Source organism: Photobacterium toruni (assembly GCF_024529955.1).
Taxonomy (GTDB): Bacteria; Pseudomonadota; Gammaproteobacteria; order Enterobacterales; family Vibrionaceae; genus Photobacterium; species Photobacterium toruni.
Genome location: NZ_AP024854.1, coordinates 2,752,202 through 2,773,607 on the forward strand (window position 1 = coordinate 2,752,202; position 21,406 = coordinate 2,773,607).

Annotated in this window: 19 protein-coding genes and 1 pseudogene; 14 read left to right on the forward strand and 6 right to left on the reverse strand. The window is 41.5% G+C overall.

The genetic code is table 11. The annotated features are described in order from the left end of the window. Nucleotides 1-70: 70 nt before the first annotated feature. Entirely contained in the window at nt 71-565 is a 495-nt protein-coding gene (locus tag OC457_RS12925) for an FxsA family protein (RefSeq protein ID WP_080175020.1), read from the reverse strand. Between the two features lie 448 nt (nt 566-1,013). On the opposite strand from OC457_RS12925, the gene aspA reads away from it, so the two are divergent. The 4 genes from aspA to OC457_RS12945 all read left to right on the forward strand — a co-directional run bounded on the left by aspA (nt 1,014) and on the right by OC457_RS12945 (nt 5,276). Beyond that, on the forward strand, nt 1,014-2,474 hold the full coding sequence (gene aspA / locus OC457_RS12930; protein WP_080175021.1) for an aspartate ammonia-lyase: 1,461 nt from the start codon (nt 1,014-1,016) through the stop codon (nt 2,472-2,474). Between the two features lie 112 nt (nt 2,475-2,586). After that, nucleotides 2,587-3,894, forward strand: a complete 1,308-nt coding sequence (locus OC457_RS12935) for an anaerobic C4-dicarboxylate transporter (RefSeq protein ID WP_080175022.1) — start codon at nt 2,587-2,589, stop codon at nt 3,892-3,894. 129 nt (nt 3,895-4,023) lie between these two features. After that, nucleotides 4,024-4,524 carry a thioredoxin family protein gene (locus OC457_RS12940; RefSeq protein WP_080175023.1) on the forward strand — a complete coding sequence of 167 codons (501 nt, stop codon included), beginning with the start codon at nt 4,024-4,026 and terminating at the stop codon, nt 4,522-4,524. Nucleotides 4,525-4,646: 122 nt separating this feature from the next. Next, complete coding sequence (locus tag OC457_RS12945) at nt 4,647-5,276, forward strand: response regulator (RefSeq protein WP_080175024.1); 630 nt, start codon at nt 4,647-4,649, stop codon at nt 5,274-5,276. Nucleotides 5,277-5,347: 71 nt separating this feature from the next. On the opposite strand, the pseudogene OC457_RS12950 reads toward OC457_RS12945, so the two are convergent. Both OC457_RS12950 and OC457_RS12955 read right to left on the reverse strand, forming a co-directional pair. Continuing rightward, nucleotides 5,348-7,201, reverse strand: a pseudogene (locus tag OC457_RS12950) (hybrid sensor histidine kinase/response regulator); the annotation flags it as partial. 197 nt (nt 7,202-7,398) lie between these two features. Continuing rightward, nucleotides 7,399-8,571, reverse strand: a complete 1,173-nt coding sequence (locus OC457_RS12955) for a 3-phenylpropionate MFS transporter (protein WP_080175026.1) — start codon at nt 8,569-8,571, stop codon at nt 7,399-7,401. A 344-nt stretch (nt 8,572-8,915) separates the two neighbouring features. On the opposite strand from OC457_RS12955, the gene acs reads away from it, so the two are divergent. The 9 genes from acs (at nt 8,916) to fis (ending at nt 18,117) form a co-directional block, all read left to right on the forward strand. Then, entirely contained in the window at nt 8,916-10,865 is a 1,950-nt protein-coding gene (gene acs, locus OC457_RS12960) for an acetate--CoA ligase (RefSeq protein WP_080175027.1), read from the forward strand. Nucleotides 10,866-11,378: 513 nt separating this feature from the next. Then, nucleotides 11,379-11,831, forward strand: a complete 453-nt coding sequence (aroQ, locus tag OC457_RS12965) for a type II 3-dehydroquinate dehydratase (protein WP_080175028.1) — start codon at nt 11,379-11,381, stop codon at nt 11,829-11,831. Nucleotides 11,832-11,857: 26 nt separating this feature from the next. Next, a complete protein-coding gene (accB, locus tag OC457_RS12970; protein ID WP_080175029.1) occupies nt 11,858-12,322 on the forward strand; it encodes an acetyl-CoA carboxylase biotin carboxyl carrier protein in 465 nt (154 codons plus the stop codon). 15 nt (nt 12,323-12,337) lie between these two features. Then, nucleotides 12,338-13,681, forward strand: coding sequence for an acetyl-CoA carboxylase biotin carboxylase subunit (accC, locus tag OC457_RS12975; protein ID WP_080175030.1), 1,344 nt, complete (start codon nt 12,338-12,340; stop codon nt 13,679-13,681). A 194-nt stretch (nt 13,682-13,875) separates the two neighbouring features. After that, entirely contained in the window at nt 13,876-14,157 is a 282-nt protein-coding gene (locus tag OC457_RS12980) for a YhdT family protein (RefSeq protein ID WP_080175031.1), read from the forward strand. Beyond that, nucleotides 14,150-15,604 (forward strand): sodium/pantothenate symporter, encoded by a 1,455-nt coding sequence (gene panF / locus OC457_RS12985; protein ID WP_080175032.1) that lies wholly within the window; start codon nt 14,150-14,152, stop codon nt 15,602-15,604. Before OC457_RS12980 ends, panF begins: the two co-directional genes overlap by 8 nt. A 166-nt stretch (nt 15,605-15,770) precedes the next feature. Then, complete coding sequence (gene prmA, locus OC457_RS12990; protein WP_080175033.1) at nt 15,771-16,655, forward strand: 50S ribosomal protein L11 methyltransferase; 885 nt, start codon at nt 15,771-15,773, stop codon at nt 16,653-16,655. Nucleotides 16,656-16,831: 176 nt separating this feature from the next. Continuing rightward, complete coding sequence (gene dusB / locus OC457_RS12995) at nt 16,832-17,797, forward strand: tRNA dihydrouridine synthase DusB (RefSeq protein ID WP_080175056.1); 966 nt, start codon at nt 16,832-16,834, stop codon at nt 17,795-17,797. 23 nt (nt 17,798-17,820) lie between these two features. Continuing rightward, entirely contained in the window at nt 17,821-18,117 is a 297-nt protein-coding gene (fis, locus tag OC457_RS13000; RefSeq protein WP_005372656.1) for a DNA-binding transcriptional regulator Fis, read from the forward strand. Between the two features lie 96 nt (nt 18,118-18,213). On the opposite strand, the gene OC457_RS13005 is transcribed toward fis, so the two are convergent. The 3 genes from OC457_RS13005 to zntR all read right to left on the reverse strand — a co-directional run bounded on the left by OC457_RS13005 (nt 18,214) and on the right by zntR (nt 19,549). After that, nucleotides 18,214-18,381 carry a hypothetical protein gene (locus tag OC457_RS13005; RefSeq protein WP_262054061.1) on the reverse strand — a complete coding sequence of 56 codons (168 nt, stop codon included), beginning with the start codon at nt 18,379-18,381 and terminating at the stop codon, nt 18,214-18,216. 285 nt (nt 18,382-18,666) lie between these two features. Further along, nucleotides 18,667-18,948, reverse strand: coding sequence for a pyrimidine/purine nucleoside phosphorylase (ppnP, locus tag OC457_RS13010; RefSeq protein WP_036788928.1), 282 nt, complete (start codon nt 18,946-18,948; stop codon nt 18,667-18,669). 130 nt (nt 18,949-19,078) lie between these two features. Continuing rightward, nucleotides 19,079-19,549: a Zn(2+)-responsive transcriptional regulator gene (gene zntR, locus OC457_RS13015; RefSeq protein ID WP_080175034.1), complete on the reverse strand. Its 471-nt coding sequence runs from the start codon at nt 19,547-19,549 to the stop codon at nt 19,079-19,081. Nucleotides 19,550-19,776: 227 nt separating this feature from the next. Between zntR and purH the strand changes: the two genes are divergently transcribed. Continuing rightward, a complete protein-coding gene (purH, locus tag OC457_RS13020; protein ID WP_080175035.1) occupies nt 19,777-21,369 on the forward strand; it encodes a bifunctional phosphoribosylaminoimidazolecarboxamide formyltransferase/IMP cyclohydrolase in 1,593 nt (530 codons plus the stop codon). The last annotated feature ends 37 nt before the right edge of the window (nt 21,370-21,406 follow it).

The window sequence follows — 21,406 nt, forward strand, 5'->3', positions numbered from 1 at the left end:
GCATGAATAAAAAAAGCAGCCAAAGCTGCTTTTTTTTATTCATAATATTTTAGCTTATTTCATGTCCCATTTACGGTAAACGATGAGTGGAATTGTTATTATTATGGTCATCTTTACGTTCGTACTCACCATCAAATACATCACCATCAGTAGTATCATGTGAATGAGTCTGATGTGAAAAGCCACCACCAAAGTGATTAAAACCACGTTGAAGAACCACTTTTTGTATTAAAATTTGTGCAATCTTCCCCCTTAATAGAGGTACTAATAATACAATCCCTAACACATCAGTCATAAATCCTGGCGTTAATAATAATACTCCAGCAACAACAAGCAGCATCCCTTCCACGATTTCTTGAGTTGGCACTTCACCTTGTTGCAACTTGTGCTGAACAGAATTTAAGGTTGTAATTCCTTGACTTCTAACCAACGATGCTCCAATAACCGCCGTAAAAAAAACAATCGCAATGGTTGGCCATAATCCTAATAAGCCCCCAACTTGAATAAATAAGCCAATTTCAACCATCGGCACCACAATAAATAGCAACATTAATAGTGGAAACACACATTCCTCTCTACTTTAATAGTTTCACGCTAGTGCATAGCTACAGACATTACCTGATTATCATCTCAATTACCCATGACAAATTTCATTCACATATCTATAAGTATTAACAAATAATATAACATTACAATTTGAGTTAGCTCCAAAAATAGTCATGCACGCCCTTACAATTCATTCACATCTTGTCATTTTTATTCATTTAAAGCATAAAATGACGTGCTACTGTTAACAGAAACTGTGAAAGAGATCGCGTTTCTGTGCAAATATTAACAAGCTCTCTTAAAAAGTGATCTGGGTTATGTTTTTAGCTGTTGAGGGGAGTATTATCGGCACCAATTAAGGTGTCAGGTATGATCATCTCGCCACAACTTTGCGACAATGGATTATCGCTACAACTGTTGGCTTACTTATTGATTTTTAATTACAAAGTTTTGTAAAGGGCTATATTATGTCTCAGATGATTGATCTTGAAAAAAACAATGCAACAATCAATGTCGCAACTCGTATAGAAGAAGATCTACTTGGCGAACGTCAAGTTCCTGCGGATGCTTATTGGGGTATCCATACTTTACGTGCAATTGAAAACTTCAATATTTCAAACACAACAATTTCTGATGTTCCTGAACTTGTACGTGGCATGGTCTTTACCAAAAAAGCAGCAGCAATGGCTAACAAAGAGCTTGGTGCTATTCCTTCAGATATCGGTAATTACATTGTTCAAGCATGTGATCTTATTCTTGAAAGCGGCCGTTGCATGGATCAATTCCCATCAGACGTTTTCCAAGGTGGTGCTGGTACATCTGTAAACATGAACACTAACGAAGTTATCGCTAACCTTGCACTTGAAATCATGGGTGAAGAAAAAGGTCGTTACGACATCGTTAACCCAAATGATCATGTAAACAAATCACAATCTACTAACTGTGCTTACCCTACAGGTTTCCGCGTAGCCGTTTACAACAGCATTATTAGCATGCTTGAAGCATTAGATTACCTAAAAACAGCATTTGATGTTAAAGCAACTGAATTTGCTAGTATTTTAAAAATGGGTCGTACTCAACTTCAAGACGCAGTTCCTATGACTGTCGGTCAAGAATTCCATGCATACAGCGTATTATTAAAAGAAGAAATTAAAAACCTTCAATACACAGCACAACTACTGCTTGAAGTTAACCTTGGTGCAACTGCGATCGGTACAGGTCTAAACGCAGCAACAGGTTACCAACAGTTATCTGTACAACGTCTTGCTGAAATTACAGGTTTACCTGTTGTCGCTGCAGAAGACTTAATCGAAGCAACGTCAGACTGTGGCGCTTACGTAATGGTTCACGGCGCACTAAAACGTACTGCAGTTAAACTATCTAAAATTTGTAATGACTTACGTTTACTTTCTTCTGGCCCACGTACTGGTCTAAACGAAATTAACCTACCTGAAATGCAAGCTGGTTCTTCTATCATGCCAGCTAAAGTAAACCCAGTTATCCCTGAAGTGGTTAATCAAGTTTGCTTTAAAGTTATTGGTAACGATACTACGATTACTTTTGCAGCAGAAGCGGGTCAATTACAATTAAACGTAATGGAACCTGTTATTGGTCAAGCGATTTTCGAATCAATTAGCTTGTTGAAAAATGCTTGCATCAACTTACGTGATAAGTGCATCGAAGGTATTACAGTTAATAAAGAAGTATGTGAAAACTACGTCTTTAATTCTATCGGTATCGTCACTTACCTAAACCCATTCATTGGCCACCACGAAGGTGACATTGTTGGTAAGATTTGTGCAGAAACAGGTAAGAGTGTACGTGAAGTTGTACTTGAGCGTGGATTACTGACTGAAGAGCAATTAGATGATATCTTCTCCATCGAGAACTTAATGCATCCTCAATATAAAGCTAAACGTTATAACTAAATACGTTAACGCCTGAGAATACCAGCGGATTGTCACTTGATTATCCGCTTTTTTTTTGCAAATAAATCCTCTTTTTGATTTTTATCTTTTAAACTTTAGACAGGAAAATTCTATGACTGGAATTGAACTCTTGGTCGTTCTGGCCTTTATTTATTTAGGCTCAAGAATTGGCGGTATTGGTATCGGTTTTGCCGGTGGTGCTGGTGTGTTGGTGTTATCACTCGTTTTTGGTATGCCCACCAGTGAATCATTAATCCCTATCGACGTTATTTTAATTATCATGTCAGTGATCACCGCTATTGCCGCAATGCAAGTTGCCGGTGGTATGGACTGGCTAGTAGAAATTGCTGAAAACTTCCTTCGTAAACACCCTAAACGTATTACCTTCTATGCACCTATTGTTACTTATTTAATGACAATGTTAGCAGGTACTGGACACACTGCTTTTTCAACACTTCCAGTTATTGCTGAAGTTGCTAAAGGCCAAGGTATTCGCCCTTCACGCCCTCTTTCTATTGCCGTTATTGCATCACAGATCGCGATCACTGCCTCACCTATTTCAGCGGCAGTGGTGTTTTTCTCTGGTATCCTTGAACCTGTAGGTGTGAGTTACATTACGCTGCTGGCTGTTTGTATTCCAACTACGTTTATTGCCTGTATGGTTGGTGCTTTTGTCGCTAACTTTATGGGTTGTGAACTAAAAGACGATCCTGTTTATCAAGATCGTTTAGCTAAAGGTTTAGTTAACATTGAGCAAACAGGTAAGCGTGAGATTAAACCAACCGCACGTAAAGCAACTTATATTTTCATTACCGCCATTGTTTTGGTGGTTTGCTACGCGGCAGCTATCTCTCACTCTATCGGTTTAATTACGAATCCAACATTGGGTCGTAACGAAGCAATTATTGCTGTAATGCTAACATCAGCAGCAGCAACAGTATGGATCACTAAAATTGATGCCGCTGAAATTCCATCAGCTGCAACGTTCCGTTCTGGTATGACCGCTTGTATTTGTGTTCTTGGTGTAGCATGGCTAGGCGCAACCTTTGTAAATGGTCACGTCGATGGTATTAAAGAAGTAGCGGGCTCATTATTAAGCAGCCACCCTTGGATGCTAGCATTAGTTTTATTCTTTGCTTCAATGCTTCTTTATTCACAAGGTGCAACAACAACAGCATTAATGCCTGCAGCACTGGCTATTGGTGTTGCACCATTAACAATGGTGGCTTCTTTTGCTGCTGTAAGTGCTTTGTTTGTATTACCAACTTACCCAACGCTATTGGCTGCGGTAGAAATGGATGATACTGGCTCAACGAGAATTGGTAACTTAGTCTTTAACCACCCGTTCTTTATTCCTGGAGTTGTAACGATTACGACATCAGTAGCTTTAGGCTTCTTATTTGGTAGCTTTATTTTATAATTGATAACGACTATCCAATAACTAAAAAGCTGCTCGAGAGCAGCTTTTTTTTGGTTGTGATTCTATAATTATCAAGGTTGGATTAGCGTTAACAGTCAGAAATATAAACAACAAGGATGCCTGTTGATAATGACTATAAAAGTAAAATTCACCTTAATTAGTTTAACACTAATAATTGTCGCAGCAGTAAGTGCATACTCACTTTCATTTAAGCCATCACCAAAAGTACTCGCTTTTACTTCAGTCAATTCAATTTCAGAATTAAACCATGCTCTTAATATAGCAGCCCAGCAGCAACGACCCGTTATACTCGACGTTTATGCTGAATGGTGCTCACCTTGTATTGCCTTAACTCAACAAACATTTCCTGATGCGAATGTATTCCCTCACCTCAATAAATTCACTCGTCTAAAAGCCAATGTTACCGCTAATTCCAGTGCTGATATCGCATTAATGCAACACCTTAAAGTGATCGGCTTTCCAAGCTTATTATTTTGGGATTCTCAAGGTAATTCATTACCACAAATAAAAATAAGTGGCTTTATAAATGCTGATAATTTTAGTCATCATTTACAGCAATCAATCCTTTTCCCTTCTTCTTCATCTATCTCACAAAATAACACGCAATAATCCATAAAATTACAAAAGTGAGTACTCAAGCACGATCAATATCCAAGAACAATGGTGACCAAATTGCGACTTTGTTACTGCAATGTTAGCGTTAAATACTAATAACAAGAATAGGCTCAACTATGGACGTTCAATACACCATCGTTATCGCCGATGATCACCCATTGTTTCGTAATGCCCTTCTTCAATCGATTCATATGGCGTTCAACGGTGCCAACCTCCTAGAAGCTGACTCTCATAATTCTTTATTTTCACTGTTAGAAAAAACGGGGGATATCGACTTATTATTGCTGGATCTAAAAATGCCGGGATCTAATGGTATGTCAGGGCTAATCCAATTACGCCAGCAATACCCTGAGCTTGCTATTGTGGTCATTTCTGCAAGTGACGAAGATGAAGTAATACAGCAAGTTTATAGTCACGGTGCCTTTGGCTTTATTCCTAAGTCCAGTGACATGCCAGTATTATTAAGTGCCCTAAAACAAATTATTAATGGCGAACCTTATTTTCCTATCACGATTAATCACTGCCAACACCAACAACAACTTGCAACTAGAATTGCAACATTAACCCCTCAACAATATAAAGTGTTAACCATGTTGACGGAGGGCTTACTAAATAAGCAAATAGCCTCAGTTCTCAATGTCTCTGAGGCAACGATCAAAGCACATTTAACCGCTATTTTTCGTAAACTTGAAGTTAAAAGCCGTACTCAAGCCGTGATATTATTACAGCAGTTCCAAATTAATTAATTCAGCGCATCATAAAATACACACTTAACGCTTATTTACCTTAATAGTGGCACTCTAATTTGAGTGTCATTTTATTTTTCAAACACTAAACACTGATTTAATATTACTCTCAATTTAAGTGGTTTAACGGGTTTACTGAGAAAACTAAATCCTTGTTGACGAATAATAACTTGATTTTCAGTTAACCGATCAGCGCTGATCACTACCCCTTTAAAATGTTTACCTAATTGAGTTCGGCATATCTGTAAAATCTCTAATCCTGTTTGCTGCTGAGCTAGGTGATAATCACTTAAAATCACATCAGGTTGCCAGCCATCTGTTAATAATTGCAGAGTTTGAGTTTTATTTTCAGCAACTCGTACCTCACAATGCCATTGCGTCAATAAAGTCATCATCGCGACTAAAATCTGCGGATCATTATCAATACATAATACTTTTAATCCCGCTAATGACGCACTTCCCGTATAAGATAATAACGACGGTTGTAACGGCAACATTGCGGGTGAGCTTCTTGGCACCGATAATGAGAATACGGTACCTTGCTGAGGCCATGAGCGTAAACCTAGTGGATGATTTAATACACGAGAGATACCGCGAGCAATGGCTAATCCTAAGCCTAAACCATGCTCTGCTCCAGTTTGATCCATACGCGTAAATTCATCAAAAATATCCGCTTGTTTCTCTATAGGGATCCCTGGGCCATTATCCCAAACCTCAATTAAAATCCGCGAATCCTGACGACGAATACCTAATAACACCCGCCCTTTTGGGTTATAGCGAAAAGCATTGGTTAAGAAATTTTGTAATGCGCGCCGTAATAATTTACTGTCCGAAAGGATCACAGCGTCACTCATCACTACTTTAAAATCAATCTGCTGTTGTTGGGCTAATACTCCAAATTCTGCTTGCAATACACTTAGCACATCACTGACTCGCAATGGCACTATATGGGCATCCAGCTTACCGGCTTCTAAACGTGAGACATCTAATAGATCACCAATCAACTCTTCAGCAGCACTTAGCGCACTGGTGATATGCGCTGCGAGACGAGCGCTTTGAGGGTCTAAGCTCACTTCAACAAGTGATGATGAGAATAATCGAGCAGCATTAAGCGGCTGCATTAAATCATGACTAACCGCAGCTAAAAATCGGCTTTTAGAATGCGCTTGAGATTCTGCCTGTTGCGTTGCAATCACCAATTGCTGATTCAATTGCTCTAATTGTTGCGTCCGTTTTTTTACTCGAGCTTCTAACGTTTCATTTGATTCTTTTAATGCCATTTCAGCTTGGCGAAATGCGGTAATATCACTGAAACTCATCACAAAGCCCCCCTTAGGCATTGGGTTACCTTGCACCTCAATAACTTGCCCATCAGCACGAACTCGAGATGAGGTATGTGGCGTTCTTTGTTGTAGATGCCAAATCCGTTTAGCCACATGATGTTCCGAATCACCACTGCCACATAAACCTTGGTTAGCGTTATGCCGAATCACATCTGCAATTGGACGTCCCACCTGAATGAGTCCAACCGGAAATGAAAAGAGTTCAAGGTAACGTTGATTCCATGCCACCAGCCGTAATTGATTATCAACCACAGCGATACCTTGGCTAATATGTTCAATAGCGCCTTGCAATAAGCCGCGACTGAAATCAAATATCTCGGATGCTTCATCCACGATGGTAGCCACATCCTCTAATTGCATGTCACGTCCCTGCAATGCAGATGTAAGCACTAACTTTGCTGATAGCTCACCAAAAACAGAGGCGAGAACTTGTTCTGTATGTAAAATTATTGCTGGTGATGCTTGTTGTTCTGCAACAAGCTGACAGGGGTGCTGTTGTGAAAATTGGGTAAAAGCATGTTGAATACGTTTACGTCCAACAAACCTTGCCGCTAATAATTCAAGTTCTCCGACGGTAATTTGTGCGTCCATTCTCTCTAGCTTCCTTTATGATTTTTATTCCACTGTAACGGAGATATTGACCTTGGCTCAATTGAGGTCAGTCACAAAAATGATGCTAAAAGCTATTTTCATCAACCATAGCCCTCATTTTTAACCATAAAAAAAGCGTACCCATTAATGGACACGCTTCGCTTTACTAGTTAAAAGTATTTCGCTGATTAACTCATTTGTGGTGTCAGCGTTTGCGGTTGCTCATCAGGCAAGGGTAAATGAATAAAGAATACAGGTACCGCCATTATAGCCATAACCCAGAACACATCAGCGCCCCAATCCCCATAAACCCAACCGCTAATTGAGGTTAAAATTGCCATCACCGCCCCTAGCGGAATCGCGTTATACAACGACTGTAGTGCTACCATATGATTGGTTGGGGAACGGCCAATATATCGAATCGCTGCAAGGTGAGCCGCAGCAAATGTCACACTGTGTAATGACTGCACAGCAAACATTACCCATTGATCAGTAATGGTCGCCGTTAAGCCCCAGCGCACTAATACGCCCACCGCCGCTAAACGGAACATATTATTAATCGACCAATTAGCAAATAAGCGCTTACTTACTAGGAACATGCCAACTTCAGCGGCGACACTGAAACTCCATAAGTAACCAATCACTGATTCATTAAAGCCTATTTTCTGCCAATAAATCGAACTAAAACCATAATATGCCGCATGACTCCCCTGCAATAATGCTGCAATTAACATTAATTTAATCACAGAGCTATCGCGTAAAATATGCATTAATGCAGGGCGTGTTTGTTGGTGGCTATCTGTATCAACGGGCATCAGTGTCGGGTTACGAGCAGCCATTATTTGTGCAAAACCTAATCCAGCTAAAGCAACCCACGGAATAATATCTGCACCATACTGTTGTGCCAACACACCAACAGCAGTAGACCCTGCAATAAATGCAATTGAACCCCATAAACGGGTACGTCCATAATCTAAATGGCCATCTTTGGCATAATGATTCGTTATTGCATCGGAAATAGGTACGATTGGTCCGGCAGATAAATTAAATAATACCGTCACTGCCGCGAGAGCCCAAAGGTTACCACCACAGACAATATAAATAATACATGCCACTAACCCAAGTAATGTAAAACCACGCAGCGCAGGAATAAGATGCTCAACCTTATGGATCCTTGGCGTAATAACTAAGTTAGCAATACAACGCACCGCAAAGCCCAAACCAAGTAATAAACCAATATCTGAGTCATTAACCCCTATATGTTTAAACCAAATAGCCCAAAAGGGTAAATAGACCCCATAAGAAAAGAAAAATCCCAATAGATATTGGGATGTCCAGCCATAAGGCTTACTTTTAAACATAATAGGTCTCAAAAAGTGATAGATGAAAAACTGCTCTATTATGCCGTAAAGCAACCGCTAATCTGTAATCGTTCAGCAATGTTGATCTTAAAATAATAAACATTTACAACTTAAATGCGACGATGATCACACTCAATATCAATACTATTATTCAACCAATAACATCAGGAGCGCACAAAATATAATGTAACCCACATGCAACAGCATAAGCTCACCCAATAACACTGTGATCTCATCCTAAAGTCTAATTGTCGTCTCTCCCAGAATCCTCCACTTTAACCATTAATATCACTTACAACGGTGGCATCAACACCCCAATAGGGAAGAACTCAAGGAGATCAAGGATGAGCGAGGTTCATATTTATCCAGTTAACAATGCAATAGCAAATAACGCCCATATCAACGATGACCAATATCGTGAGATGTACCAACAATCAACTATCAATCCACAAGGTTTTTGGCGCCAGCATGGTCAAATTGTTGATTGGATCACCCCGTACACTAAAGTAAAAAACACCTCATTTGATAGTGGTCATATCAGCATAAAATGGTTTGAAGATGGTGAACTTAACGTCTCCGCTAATTGCATTGATCGTCACCTTGCCGATCGTGGCGATCAGGCAGCGATTATTTGGGAGGGCGACGATCCTAATGATGATGCCACCCTTACCTATAACGATCTTCATCAACAAGTGTGTCAATTTTCCAACGCCCTCAAAAGCCAAGGGGTTCGTAAAGGCGATATCGTGTGTCTTTATATGCCAATGATCGCGGAAGCGGCGATCGCAATGTTAGCCTGCACCCGTATTGGCGCTGTTCACACTATTGTATTTGGTGGTTTTTCCCCTGAAGCCCTTGCTGGCAGAATTATTGATTCTAATGCCAAAGTAGTGATCACCGCTGATGAAGGAGTCCGTGGTGGTCGGGCGGTACCACTAAAACAAAATGTTGATGATGCACTCGCTAACCCGGTTGTTACTAGTGTTGAAAAAGTAGTCGTATTTCAACGAACAGGTGGCGATGTTGAATGGCACAGTGAACGTGATGTGTGGTGGCACCAAGCAACAGCTGTCGCTTCTAGCTACTGCGCACCAGAACCAATGAATGCTGAAGATCCGCTATTTATTCTTTATACCTCCGGTTCAACCGGTAAACCTAAGGGCGTGTTACACACCACCGGCGGCTATCTCGTTTACGCCACCATGACCTTTAAATATGTGTTTGACTACCAACCTGGAGAGGTCTACTGGTGTACCGCCGATGTTGGTTGGATCACAGGTCACAGCTATTTAGTTTATGGTCCTCTAGCTAATGGAGCCACCACGGTGCTATTTGAAGGTGTACCTAACTACCCATCCACCAGCCGCATGAGTGAGGTGGTGGATAAGCATCAAGTTAATATACTTTACACCGCCCCGACCGCCATACGCGCATTAATGGCTAAAGGTGACGAAGCTATCATTGGCACTCAACGTTCATCATTACGGATCATGGGGTCTGTCGGTGAGCCAATAAACCCCGAAGCATGGGAATGGTATCATCGCACCATTGGTGATGGTCGCTGCCCAATCGTCGATACCTGGTGGCAAACAGAAACTGGCGGTATTCTCATTACTCCCCTTCCCGGCGCTACCTCTCTCAAGCCGGGTTCAGCAACGCGACCTTTTTTTGGTGTACAACCAGCGCTAGTGGATAATATTGGTAATATCTTAACAGGAACGACTGATGGTAATTTAGTGATAACCGATTCATGGCCGGGACAAATGCGCACCTTATGGGGAGATCACGAACGATTTGAACAAACCTACTTTTCAACCTTTCCCGGCATGTACTTCTCTGGCGATGGCGCCCGTCGCGATGAGGATGGCTACTACTGGATCACAGGACGCGTTGATGATGTATTAAATATTTCGGGTCACCGAATGGGAACCGCTGAAATTGAGTCAGCTTTAGTCGCTTTTGATAAAATAGCAGAAGCGGCTATTGTCGGAGTGCCACACGCAATTAAAGGTCAAGCTATCTATGCTTATATCACTCTTAATGATGGTGAATTTCCAAGTGCTGAACTACACAAACAAGTTAAAGATTGGGTACGCAAAGAAATAGGACCGATTGCTACCCCTGATTTTCTTCATTGGACTGATTCATTACCTAAAACTCGCTCGGGTAAAATTATGCGACGGATCCTACGCAAAATCGCCACCGGAGACACAGGATCACTGGGCGATACCTCAACCCTCGCTGACCCAAGCGTGGTTGATAAACTGATTGCAGAAAAACAACAATTATTCTAAATCCCGTTCAACAGCAAAAAACTGTACAACGAAAATCAAAAGACCGCACTAGTGGTCTTTTTTTATACAGTTATTAATGATAATTTAAGATGAATTCAGCTTAGGATAAGCTACACAACACTAAAATATCGCGTTCACCTATTCAATATTGATTATATTTATTGAAATAGCGCCACAAATATAAGTCTATAAATCATCTTTTTTTGGCTTAATTATCACCCTGTAATAATAATAAACAAAAACACAGTTTTATTACTAAATTCTTGCACTTAGTTACGTTACATTGACGTAGGATGAACGTATTAGCATCTACTAACATTCTCACAACGGCTTACACATGTTCGCGCAAAAAGTGGTGATTAGACCAGTATTTTGCTGCGATTTGCGTTGAATTCTCTATAATTGGTTCACAATTAATGTTTGGTAGTAAAAAAAAGGACACATGGACGTCAACTTGCAGATAGCGACAAGTTGTTCGAGTTTACCCTCATAAACAAGTAATGAGACCGCAAGATGCCGACCATTAAACGAATTTTACTAATTAATGGACCTAACCTAAATTTACTGGGTCTGCGTGAGCCTGAACATTATGGTCAGCAAACACTTACGCAACTGGTTCAGAAATTAACAACCAAAGCCATCGATTTAGGCGTGACATTAGAACACATTCAATCAAATGCAGAACATGAGTTAATTGATGCTATTCACCAAGCTTACACTAACGTGGATTTCATCATCATAAACCCAGCAGCTTTCACTCACACTAGTGTCGCTATTCGTGATGCCTTACTTGGAGTTGCTATTCCGTTTATTGAAGTACATTTATCTAACGTTCACGCACGTGAACCTTTTCGTCATCACTCTTATCTGTCAGATAAAGCCGTAGGAGTGATTTGTGGCCTTGGCCCTGACGGTTATGAATTCGCCCTACAGGCAGCGGTTAATCGCCTGCATGCAGATAGCTAACTGAACAATATATAAAGAGAAAAATAATGGACATTCGTAAAATTAAGAAGCTAATTGAACTGGTTGAAGAATCTGGTATCGCAGAACTAGAAATTTCTGAAGGTGAAGAGTCAGTTCGAATCAGTCGTAATGTACCTGCATCAGTGATGCCACAACAATATGCTGCTGCCCCTATGGTTGCACCTGCTCAAGCAGCACCAGTAGTCGCAGAAGCACCAGCATCATTCCAAGCACCTGAAGCACCTGTTGTTGCTCTTGGCCATCAAATCCTTTCTCCAATGGTCGGTACGTTCTACCGTGCTCCAAGTCCTGAAGCAAAGAACTTTGCTGAAGTAGGTCAATCAGTCAACATTGGCGATACATTATGTATCGTAGAAGCAATGAAGATGATGAACCAAATTCAAGCAGACAAAGCAGGTAAGATCGTTGCGATTCTTGCTCAAGAAGGCGATGCAATTGAATTCGACCAACCGCTTGTAATCATCGAGTAATCGAGGCTCCTGGCTATGTTAGACAAATTAGTAATTGCGAACCGAGGTGAAATAGCACTTCGAATTCTTCGCGCATGTAAAGAATTAGGCATAAAAACGGTCGCTGTTCACTCAACGGCAGACCGTGATCTTAAACACGTATTATTAGCAGATGAGTCTGTTTGTATTGGTCCCGCTCGCGGTATTGATAGCTACCTGAATATTCCACGCATTATCAGTGCTGCAGAAATCACAGGAGCAGTAGCCATTCACCCAGGCTACGGCTTCCTATCTGAAAATGCTGATTTTGCAGAACAAGTAGAACGTTCAGGCTTTATTTTTGTTGGCCCTAAAGCAGAAACTATTCGTCTAATGGGCGATAAAGTTTCTGCCATTAACGCCATGAAAAAAGCCGGGGTACCTTGTGTTCCAGGTTCTGACGGCCCTCTTGATGACGATGAAGCGAAAAATAAATCATTCGCCAAGCGTATTGGTTACCCTGTTATCATTAAAGCCTCTGGCGGCGGCGGTGGTCGTGGTATGCGTGTAGTTCGTTCTGAAAATGAATTGACTGAAGCGATTGCGATGACCCGTGCAGAAGCTAAATCATGCTTTAATAATGACATGGTTTACATGGAAAAATACCTTGAAAACCCTCGTCACATCGAAGTTCAAGTACTGGCAGATGGTCAAGGTGGTGCAATCCATTTAGGTGAGCGTGATTGCTCAATGCAACGTCGTCACCAAAAAGTGGTTGAAGAAGCACCAGCACCAGGTATTACCGAAGAAATGCGTAAATACATCGGTGAGCGTTGTACACGTGCATGTCTAGAAATTAATTATCGTGGCGCTGGTACGTTTGAATTTCTTTATGAAAACGGTGAATTCTACTTCATTGAAATGAATACCCGTATTCAAGTTGAACACCCAGTGACAGAAATGATAACGGGTATTGATCTAATTAAAGAACAATTGCGCATTGCAGCAGGTCAACCTTTATCATTTAGCCAAAAAGACATTCAAATTCGCGGCCACGCGGTTGAGTGCCGTATTAATGCTGAAGATCCTGAACGCTTCCTACCTTGCCCAGGAACAATCACCCGTTTCCACTCACCAGGTGGCATGGGGATCCGTTGGGAATCACATATCTACACAGGCTATACCGTACCACCTTACTATGATTCAATGATTGGTAAGTTGATCGCTTATGGTGAAAACCGTGATGTGGCAATCTCACGTATGCGTAATGCATTAAGTGAAATGATCATTGATGGTATTAAAACCAATATTCCACTTCAGCAAGAAATTATGGCTGATGAAAACTTCCAAAAAGGTGGTGCTAATATTCACTACCTAGAAAAGAAGCTTGGCTTACAATAAGAACGTTATTTAACGTTAAAAAGGCTACCTAAGGGTGGCCTTTTTTTATTTATATAACAACACCGATTATATGCAGTGGACTAGACATGGCATAAACCCCTATCTTTTGCCACAATAGCCCCCTTTTTTAACCGCTACCACTGAACATTTCTAGCAGTGGTAAGTTCTTTACCAATAATAACTGGAGAAACCGCATGAAAACGCTTTCTGCCCGCTACCGCCAAGCGCACAAAGAAGCGCGCTGGGCGATAGGACTCGCGTTAGCTTATTTTCTTTGGTGGTATGTTTCCGCCTATGGGTTTGCCCCCGCCATTAATGATCTCAGCATGCCCACTCTCTATTTTGGTTTCCCATTGTGGTTTTTGCTGTCATGCATTGTCGGCCCGATTGTATTTACCATTTTGTGTGCCTTAATGGTGAAATTTATTTACCGCGATATCCCGCTTGAAATAACAGACGATAAACCACATGAATAGCCAACTTATCATTCCTTTAGTACTGTATTTAGCCGCTGTTTTTGGCGTAGCACTCTATACTCGTCGTTTTCAAGGTAAAGGGAACTTCTTAACTGAATACCTTGTAGGTGGTCGTAGCATGGGAGGCTTTGTATTAGCAATGACTCTTGCTGCAACTTATGCTAGTGCCAGTACTTTTATTGGCGGGCCAGGTGCTGCTTATAAAATGGGCTTAGGGTGGGTATTACTTGCCATGATCCAATTACCAGCGGCATGGCTAACCTTAGGTGTGCTTGGTAAAAAATTTGCGATTGAATCTCGGCGCCATAATGCGCTAACCCTCAACGATATTTTATACGCTCGCTACCAAAATAAAGGGGTTGTGATCTTCGCCTCTTTATCACTACTACTGGCCTTCTTTGGTACCATGGTGGTGCAATTTGTCGGCGGAGCACGATTACTACAAACCGTCACGGGGTTGTCTTATACTCACGGACTGATGCTATTTGCTATTACGGTTGGACTCTATACCACCATTGGCGGCTTTCGAGCGGTCGTAATGACAGATACCATTCAAGGGATCATGATGATCATTGGAACGATCGCACTTTTGGTCGGGATCGTTCATACCGGTGGCAGTGTCGGTGCTCTCGTAACTAAATTACACGATATTGATCCCGCTCTAGTTTCACCTTATGGACCCAATCATTTTTTAAGCCAGCCTTTTATGCTTAGCTTTTGGATTTTGGTCTGTTTTGGGGTTATTGGTTTACCTCATGCCGCAGTACGCTGTATGTCTTATAAAGACAGTCGTTCACTGCATAAAGGTATGGTAATCAGCACGATTATGGTAGCACTACTAATGTTCGGCATGCACTTAGCGGGAGCATTAGGTCGCGCTATCGTGCCAAATATCGCCAGCCCAGATCAAATCATGCCAACCTTAATGGTGACAGTATTGCCACCAGCAGTTGCCGGAATCTTTTTAGCCGGACCAATGGCTGCCATTATGTCGACCATTGATTCGCAATTAATTCAAGCATCAGCAACCTTACTTAAAGATTTATACATTAATTATATTAATCCAAAGATTGCTGAGGGTGAGGCGGCTGAAACCAAGCTGCCGAAGTTATCGTTATGGGTCACGGCTATTTTTTCAGCGTTGGTATTTGTGGCAGCGATGAATCCACCCAATATGATTATCTGGCTCAATTTATTAGCGTTTGGTAGTTTACAAGCGGTATTCCTATGGCCGTTAGTATTAGGGTTATATTGGGAAAAAGCCTCGGCAACAGGCGCCTTTGCCTCAATGGTTATTGGATTAACAACCTATTTAGCGCTGTCATTAGGCAAGCCCGATATGGGAGGAATGCACGCTATCGTACCGACATTAATTATTGGTTTAATCGCATTTATTATTGGTAGCTATGCTCGCCCCAACAAACCGAAACTAGCCCAAGCTAACTGATTTTTAAAGTTAATTACACAAAGATAATCATTAATAATGAAGAGAGAGCCATCATGCTCTCTCTTTTTTTTATCGATTGTTTACCATCTGCCGATGGGGATTGGTGAAATTTCATGCTAAACTGCGCCCCCTATGTTCAAGTAGTCACAAAATAAGCGAATAAACCATGCCTTGGATTCAAATTAAACTGAACGCTACTGCAGAGAATGCAGAAGCAATTGGCGACATGCTAATGGAAGAGACTGGTGCTCTATCCGCCACTTTCCTTGACGCACAAGACACGCCAGTTTTCGAGCCTATGCCAGGTGAAACCCGTTTATGGGGTGATACTGACGTAATTGGTTTGTATGATGCTGAAGCCGACATGGATTTCGTGCTGAACATGCTAAAAAACAGCCCACTGATTGCTGACGATTTTGCTTATAAAATCGAGCAATTAGAAGATAAAGACTGGGAACGAGAGTGGATGGATAATTTCCACCCAATGCGTTTTGGTCGTCGTTTATGGATTTGTCCAAGCTGGCGTGAAGCACCAGAACCAGAAGCCGTTAATGTATTGTTAGACCCAGGTTTGGCATTTGGTACAGGCACTCACCCAACCACATCATTGTGTCTTGAATGGCTAGACGGTCAAGATTTAGTCGGTAAAACGATTATCGATTTTGGTTGTGGTTCAGGTATTTTAGCGATTGCTGCCCTTAAATTAGGTGCGGCAAAAGTTATCGGTATTGATATCGATCCACAAGCTATTTTAGCCTCACGTGATAACGCTGAACGCAATGGTGTTTCCGCTAATCTAGAGCTATATCTGCCACAAGATCAACCACAAGGTATTCAAGCTGATGTGGTAGTTGCTAACATTCTAGCCGGTCCATTGCGTGAATTATCACCAGTGATTAAGAGCTTGGTAAAAAATGGTGGCGACCTCGCAATTTCTGGTGTGCTTGAAAGCCAAGCTGAAGATGTTGCGACTTACTACAGCGATGAAATCACATTAGATCCAGTAATGGCACGCGAAGAATGGTGTCGTATCTCTGGGCATAAAGCATAAAATTTACGGTAATTGGTTGCTGCTGTTGATTATTATTAATTAATTTAATGGGTCAATTGATTGAAAATCATGCGATTTTGACAAACAAAATCATCATGCTCAATTATTGGCCTTTTCAGCAGCGTAAAAAATGCGTAAAATGCGCGCCCTTACTGGCACAGTCAGGTACAGACATTTTGCATATCGGTCCATATCAACTTAAAAACCAACTGATAGTCGCGCCAATGGCGGGTGTGACCGATCGGCCATTTCGTGAATTATGCCTTCGCTACGGCGCAGGTATGGCTATTAGCGAAATGATGTCATCGAATCCAGATCTCTGGAAAACGTCTAAATCGCTCAATCGCATGGTTCATGAAGGTGAATCAGGAATTCGTTCGGTTCAGATAGCAGGTGCTGATCCAAAATTGATGGCCGAAGCTGCGCAATTCAGTGTTGAAAACGGTGCGCAAATCATCGATATCAACATGGGATGCCCAGCCAAGAAAGTAAATAAACGATTAGCTGGCTCTGCACTATTGCAGTATCCCAATCTAATCGAAGATATTCTTCGTACAGTGGTGGACGCAGTAGATGTACCCGTTACGCTTAAAACCCGTACGGGGTGGGATCTAGACAACAGGAACTGTGTCAACATAGCCAAACTCGCCGAGCAATGCGGCATACAAGCTCTCGCCCTTCATGGACGTACTAAGGCTTGCATGTACAAAGGCGAAGCGGAATATGACTACATTAGAGCGGTGAAACAAGCTATCTCGATCCCAGTTATCGCTAACGGTGATATCGATAGCCCGGAGAAAGCACGCTTTGTACTCGATTATACGGGTGCCGATGCTCTGATGATTGGCCGACCTGCACAAGGAAAGCCGTGGATTTTTAGAGAAATCCACCATTACTTAACAACCGGTGAACACCTCGCTGCACCGTCAATTGACGAAATCAGTGAAATTATGTTGGGGCATGTTAAGGCACTTCACCAATTTTATGGTGATTACCTAGGATTACGCATTGCACGTAAACACGTGTCTTGGTACTTGAAAGAACATGCACCTGCAGGTGATTTCCGCCGGACCTTCAACGCACTCGAGGATGCTCAACAGCAAATCGATGCGCTGCAAGGCTACTTCGAAAACGTTGCATAAATACTAGAAGAGCTTACAGAATTATGTTCGAACAAAATCTGACTTCCGAAGCGTTAACAGTAACAACTGTAACTTCACAAGACCAAATCACACAGAAACCATTACGTGATTCAGTGAAGGCATCCCTTAAAAACTACCTTGCTCAATTAAATGGTCAGGAAGTCGACGATCTGTACGAGCTTGTGCTTGCAGAAGTTGAACAACCACTACTAGACACTATCATGCAGTACACTCGCGGTAACCAAACACGCGCTGCAACCATGATGGGTATCAACCGTGGTACGCTACGTAAGAAACTAAAGAAATACGGCATGAACTAAGCCAATTAGGTTTAATGATTGTAAAAAAGCCCATTTCATCATCACGATGAAATGGGCTTTTTCATTATATAAAGTAATATATTAATCAGTGCACTATTATTTATATTCACCAATATTCGCTTTATTTAAAAAGTCATATTTGAACCATTTCTGGACATGATTACATTGACGACACTGAATAATACGCCGAATAAATAGTCGCTGATAAAATTTACGATGTACTCGGCCTATATCATATGACTGACAACAGCTACATTGATTCATGTCTAACTCCCTTTTAACCACCAATACGCAATTAGCAGCATAACGAAAACTAAACACAAAACAAACCAATTGCATAATTTTATTAATGCTAATTAGTATTAATTCACTCTTTGATTAACGCTTAAAGCAATAATTTTATTATTTTTAGATAAAAAATCTTATTAACATAAAAGGCAATAGGTGTATGAAAAACAACTTATCCGCAGTGAGTATGCTTAAACGCAATGCATAAAAAAGCTTCGTCATAACGAAGCTTTTTTTACTGACTAATTGACTTAAATTAACTTATAGATAGTCACACAAATAAGCAGTGGTTTTGGTCACTTTAACATGGAATGCACTGTCACCAGGAACTTCAAAATCATCACCAGCACCATAGGTTTCCCAATCGACATGACCCGGAAGCTTGACAGTAAGCTCGCCTTTTACGACAGTCATACGTTCAGGGGCAGCGGTTGAAAAAGTATATTCACCTGCAACCATCACACCAACACTGGCATGATCACCTGCAGATTCAAAGCCAACAGATTTCACTTGGCCATCAAAATATTCATTCACTTTTAACATTGAATTTCCTTATTGCTAAACAGGTAAAGCAAATTTTATAAGTCCTGAAACTATCACAATTTTAAATGAACCCCTAACGAAAAATACGCATCAAAAAGGTGATTACTAGAGCCCCAAATACGACCAACTGTTAATGATTACATTGATATCGTCCAGAATGGCAAGGCTCTGGTTTTACTTCGGGGTTGGCCATATCATCACTGTCATTCAAGGCACCAAGAATAGAGCAGTGACTGGCATCATCATTACTATGCCCACAACAAGCATCATTGATCTTTTTTAATGCACCACGGATCCGTTGAAGTTCTGCAATTTTACTATCCACTTCATCTAATTTAGCCTGTGTGATCGCTTTAACTTCAGCACAACTATGTTGACTTGCCTCTAGCCTAATATCCAGTAATTCACAAATTTCACCTAAGCTCAAACCGATAGCTTTCGCCCGTAAAATAAATTTAACGCGAGATAAATCGCCTTCACTATAGAGGCGATAGCCACTGTCACTACGACCTGCAGGCTCAATCAACCCATTCTTTTCATAGAAACGTAAAGTATCACTACTGACATTACATAATTTTGCTAGTTGCCCAATTAAATACATTCAAACACCCTTTAACCTAGCGCTAGTTTTCAGTGATCACCTTCAAATAGCAAACGTTTGCGCAATAAAAATATTCATGTAGAATAGACTCTATATTGATACATATCGTTTACTTATTCTTGGCATTGCTCGATTTTAGCCGAGGATATTTCCTAACGCCAATCTAATCCGACAAAGCTTGGCGTTGGAAAATATCCTATTCACTGTGTATTAGAGAGATGGTAGCAATGGAAAACGTTCGTCCTATTCGCCGTGCGCTGCTAAGCGTATCAGACAAAACAGGTATTGTTGAATTCGCTCACGCCCTTGCCAATCGCGGCGTAGAAATTTTATCTACAGGTGGTACCGCGCGTTTACTTGCAGAACAGAACATTCAAGTCACTGAAGTTTCCAACTACACCGGTTTTCCAGAAATGATGGATGGCCGCGTAAAAACCCTTCACCCTAAAGTACATGGTGGCGTTTTAGGTCGTCGCGGTATTGATGATAACGTGATGGCACAACACGGTATTAACCCTATTGATATGGTCGTAGTTAACCTCTACCCATTCGCTGCAACCGTTGCTAATCCAAACTGTAGCTTAGAAGACGCGGTCGAAAATATTGATATCGGCGGACCGACTATGGTGCGCTCAGCCGCTAAAAACCACAAAGACGTAACGATTGTGGTTAATGCTAACGATTATGATCGCGTTCTAACTGAAATGAGCGCCAATGATGGCTCATTAACCCATGCAACGCGTTTTGATCTTGCTATTTCGGCTTTTGAACATACGGCGGCTTACGACGGTATGATTGCCAACTACTTCGGTACTATGGTGCCTTCTTACGGCGACAATAAAGAAGGTGATCAAGCGTCAACGTTCCCCCGCACTTTCAATCAACAGTTCGAGAAAAAACAAGACATGCGCTACGGGGAAAACAGCCACCAAGCAGCCGCATTCTATGTTGAAGCACATCCACAAGAAGCCTCGGTTGCTACAGCAACGCAACTACAAGGTAAGGCGCTGTCATACAACAACATTGCCGATACTGACGCGGCACTTGAGTGTGTTAAAGAATTTGACCTTCCCGCTTGTGTGATTGTAAAACACGCCAACCCATGCGGTGTCGCCCTAGGTGAGAATCTGCTTGAAGCCTACGATCGCGCTTACAAAACTGATCCAACCTCAGCCTTTGGCGGCATTATTGCGTTTAACCGTGAACTTGATGCAGCAACCGCACAAGCTATCGTTGATCGCCAATTTGTTGAAGTGATCATTGCACCTAAAGTTTCACCACAAGCAACAGCTATTATCGCTGCCAAGAAGAACTTACGTCTGCTTGAGTGTGGCCAATGGTCGACTAAAACGACAGGTTTTGATGTTAAACGTGTTAACGGGGGCTTATTGGTTCAAGATCGTGACCAAGGTATGGTATCGATTGATGATCTCACTGTGGTATCAAAACGCCAACCAACAGCTGACGAATTACGTGATGCGCTATTTTGTTGGAAAGTGGCGAAATACGTTAAATCAAATGCTATTGTTTATGCGAAAGGCAATATGACTATCGGTGTCGGTGCCGGTCAAATGAGCCGTGTTTATTCTGCCAAAATTGCCGGTATTAAAGCCGCTGATGAAAACCTCGAAGTGGCTGGTAGCGTTATGGCTTCAGATGCATTCTTCCCTTTCCGTGATGGTATTGATGCCGCTGCAGAAGCTGGCATTACTTGTGTTATTCAACCTGGCGGCTCAATGCGTGACGATGAAGTCATTGCGGCTGCCGATGAACATGGTATGGCGATGCTCTTTACGGGTATGCGTCATTTCCGTCATTAATTGAGAAATAACAGATAAACTATATTCAGGCTCTTAA

Excerpts from the sequence above, each read along its gene's own strand:
- OC457_RS12935 (WP_080175022.1), top strand. The coding sequence starts at position 2,587 with ATGACTGGAATTGAACTCTTGGTCGTTCTGGCCTTTATTTATTTAGGC.
- prmA (WP_080175033.1), top strand. The coding sequence starts at position 15,771 with ATGCCTTGGATTCAAATTAAACTGAACGCTACTGCAGAGAATGCAGAA.
- OC457_RS12940 (WP_080175023.1), top strand. The coding sequence starts at position 4,024 with ATGACTATAAAAGTAAAATTCACCTTAATTAGTTTAACACTAATAATT.
- OC457_RS12945 (WP_080175024.1), top strand. The coding sequence starts at position 4,647 with ATGGACGTTCAATACACCATCGTTATCGCCGATGATCACCCATTGTTT.
- OC457_RS12980 (WP_080175031.1), top strand. The coding sequence starts at position 13,876 with ATGAAAACGCTTTCTGCCCGCTACCGCCAAGCGCACAAAGAAGCGCGC.
- accB (WP_080175029.1), top strand. The coding sequence starts at position 11,858 with ATGGACATTCGTAAAATTAAGAAGCTAATTGAACTGGTTGAAGAATCT.
- accC (WP_080175030.1), top strand. The coding sequence starts at position 12,338 with ATGTTAGACAAATTAGTAATTGCGAACCGAGGTGAAATAGCACTTCGA.
- purH (WP_080175035.1), top strand. The coding sequence starts at position 19,777 with ATGGAAAACGTTCGTCCTATTCGCCGTGCGCTGCTAAGCGTATCAGAC.
- ppnP (WP_036788928.1), bottom strand. The coding sequence starts at position 18,948 with ATGTTAAAAGTGAATGAATATTTTGATGGCCAAGTGAAATCTGTTGGC.
- aspA (WP_080175021.1), top strand. The coding sequence starts at position 1,014 with ATGTCTCAGATGATTGATCTTGAAAAAAACAATGCAACAATCAATGTC.
- acs (WP_080175027.1), top strand. The coding sequence starts at position 8,916 with ATGAGCGAGGTTCATATTTATCCAGTTAACAATGCAATAGCAAATAAC.
- fis (WP_005372656.1), top strand. The coding sequence starts at position 17,821 with ATGTTCGAACAAAATCTGACTTCCGAAGCGTTAACAGTAACAACTGTA.
- OC457_RS13005 (WP_262054061.1), bottom strand. The coding sequence starts at position 18,381 with ATGAATCAATGTAGCTGTTGTCAGTCATATGATATAGGCCGAGTACAT.
- panF (WP_080175032.1), top strand. The coding sequence starts at position 14,150 with ATGAATAGCCAACTTATCATTCCTTTAGTACTGTATTTAGCCGCTGTT.
- OC457_RS12955 (WP_080175026.1), bottom strand. The coding sequence starts at position 8,571 with ATGTTTAAAAGTAAGCCTTATGGCTGGACATCCCAATATCTATTGGGA.
- aroQ (WP_080175028.1), top strand. The coding sequence starts at position 11,379 with ATGCCGACCATTAAACGAATTTTACTAATTAATGGACCTAACCTAAAT.
- zntR (WP_080175034.1), bottom strand. The coding sequence starts at position 19,549 with ATGTATTTAATTGGGCAACTAGCAAAATTATGTAATGTCAGTAGTGAT.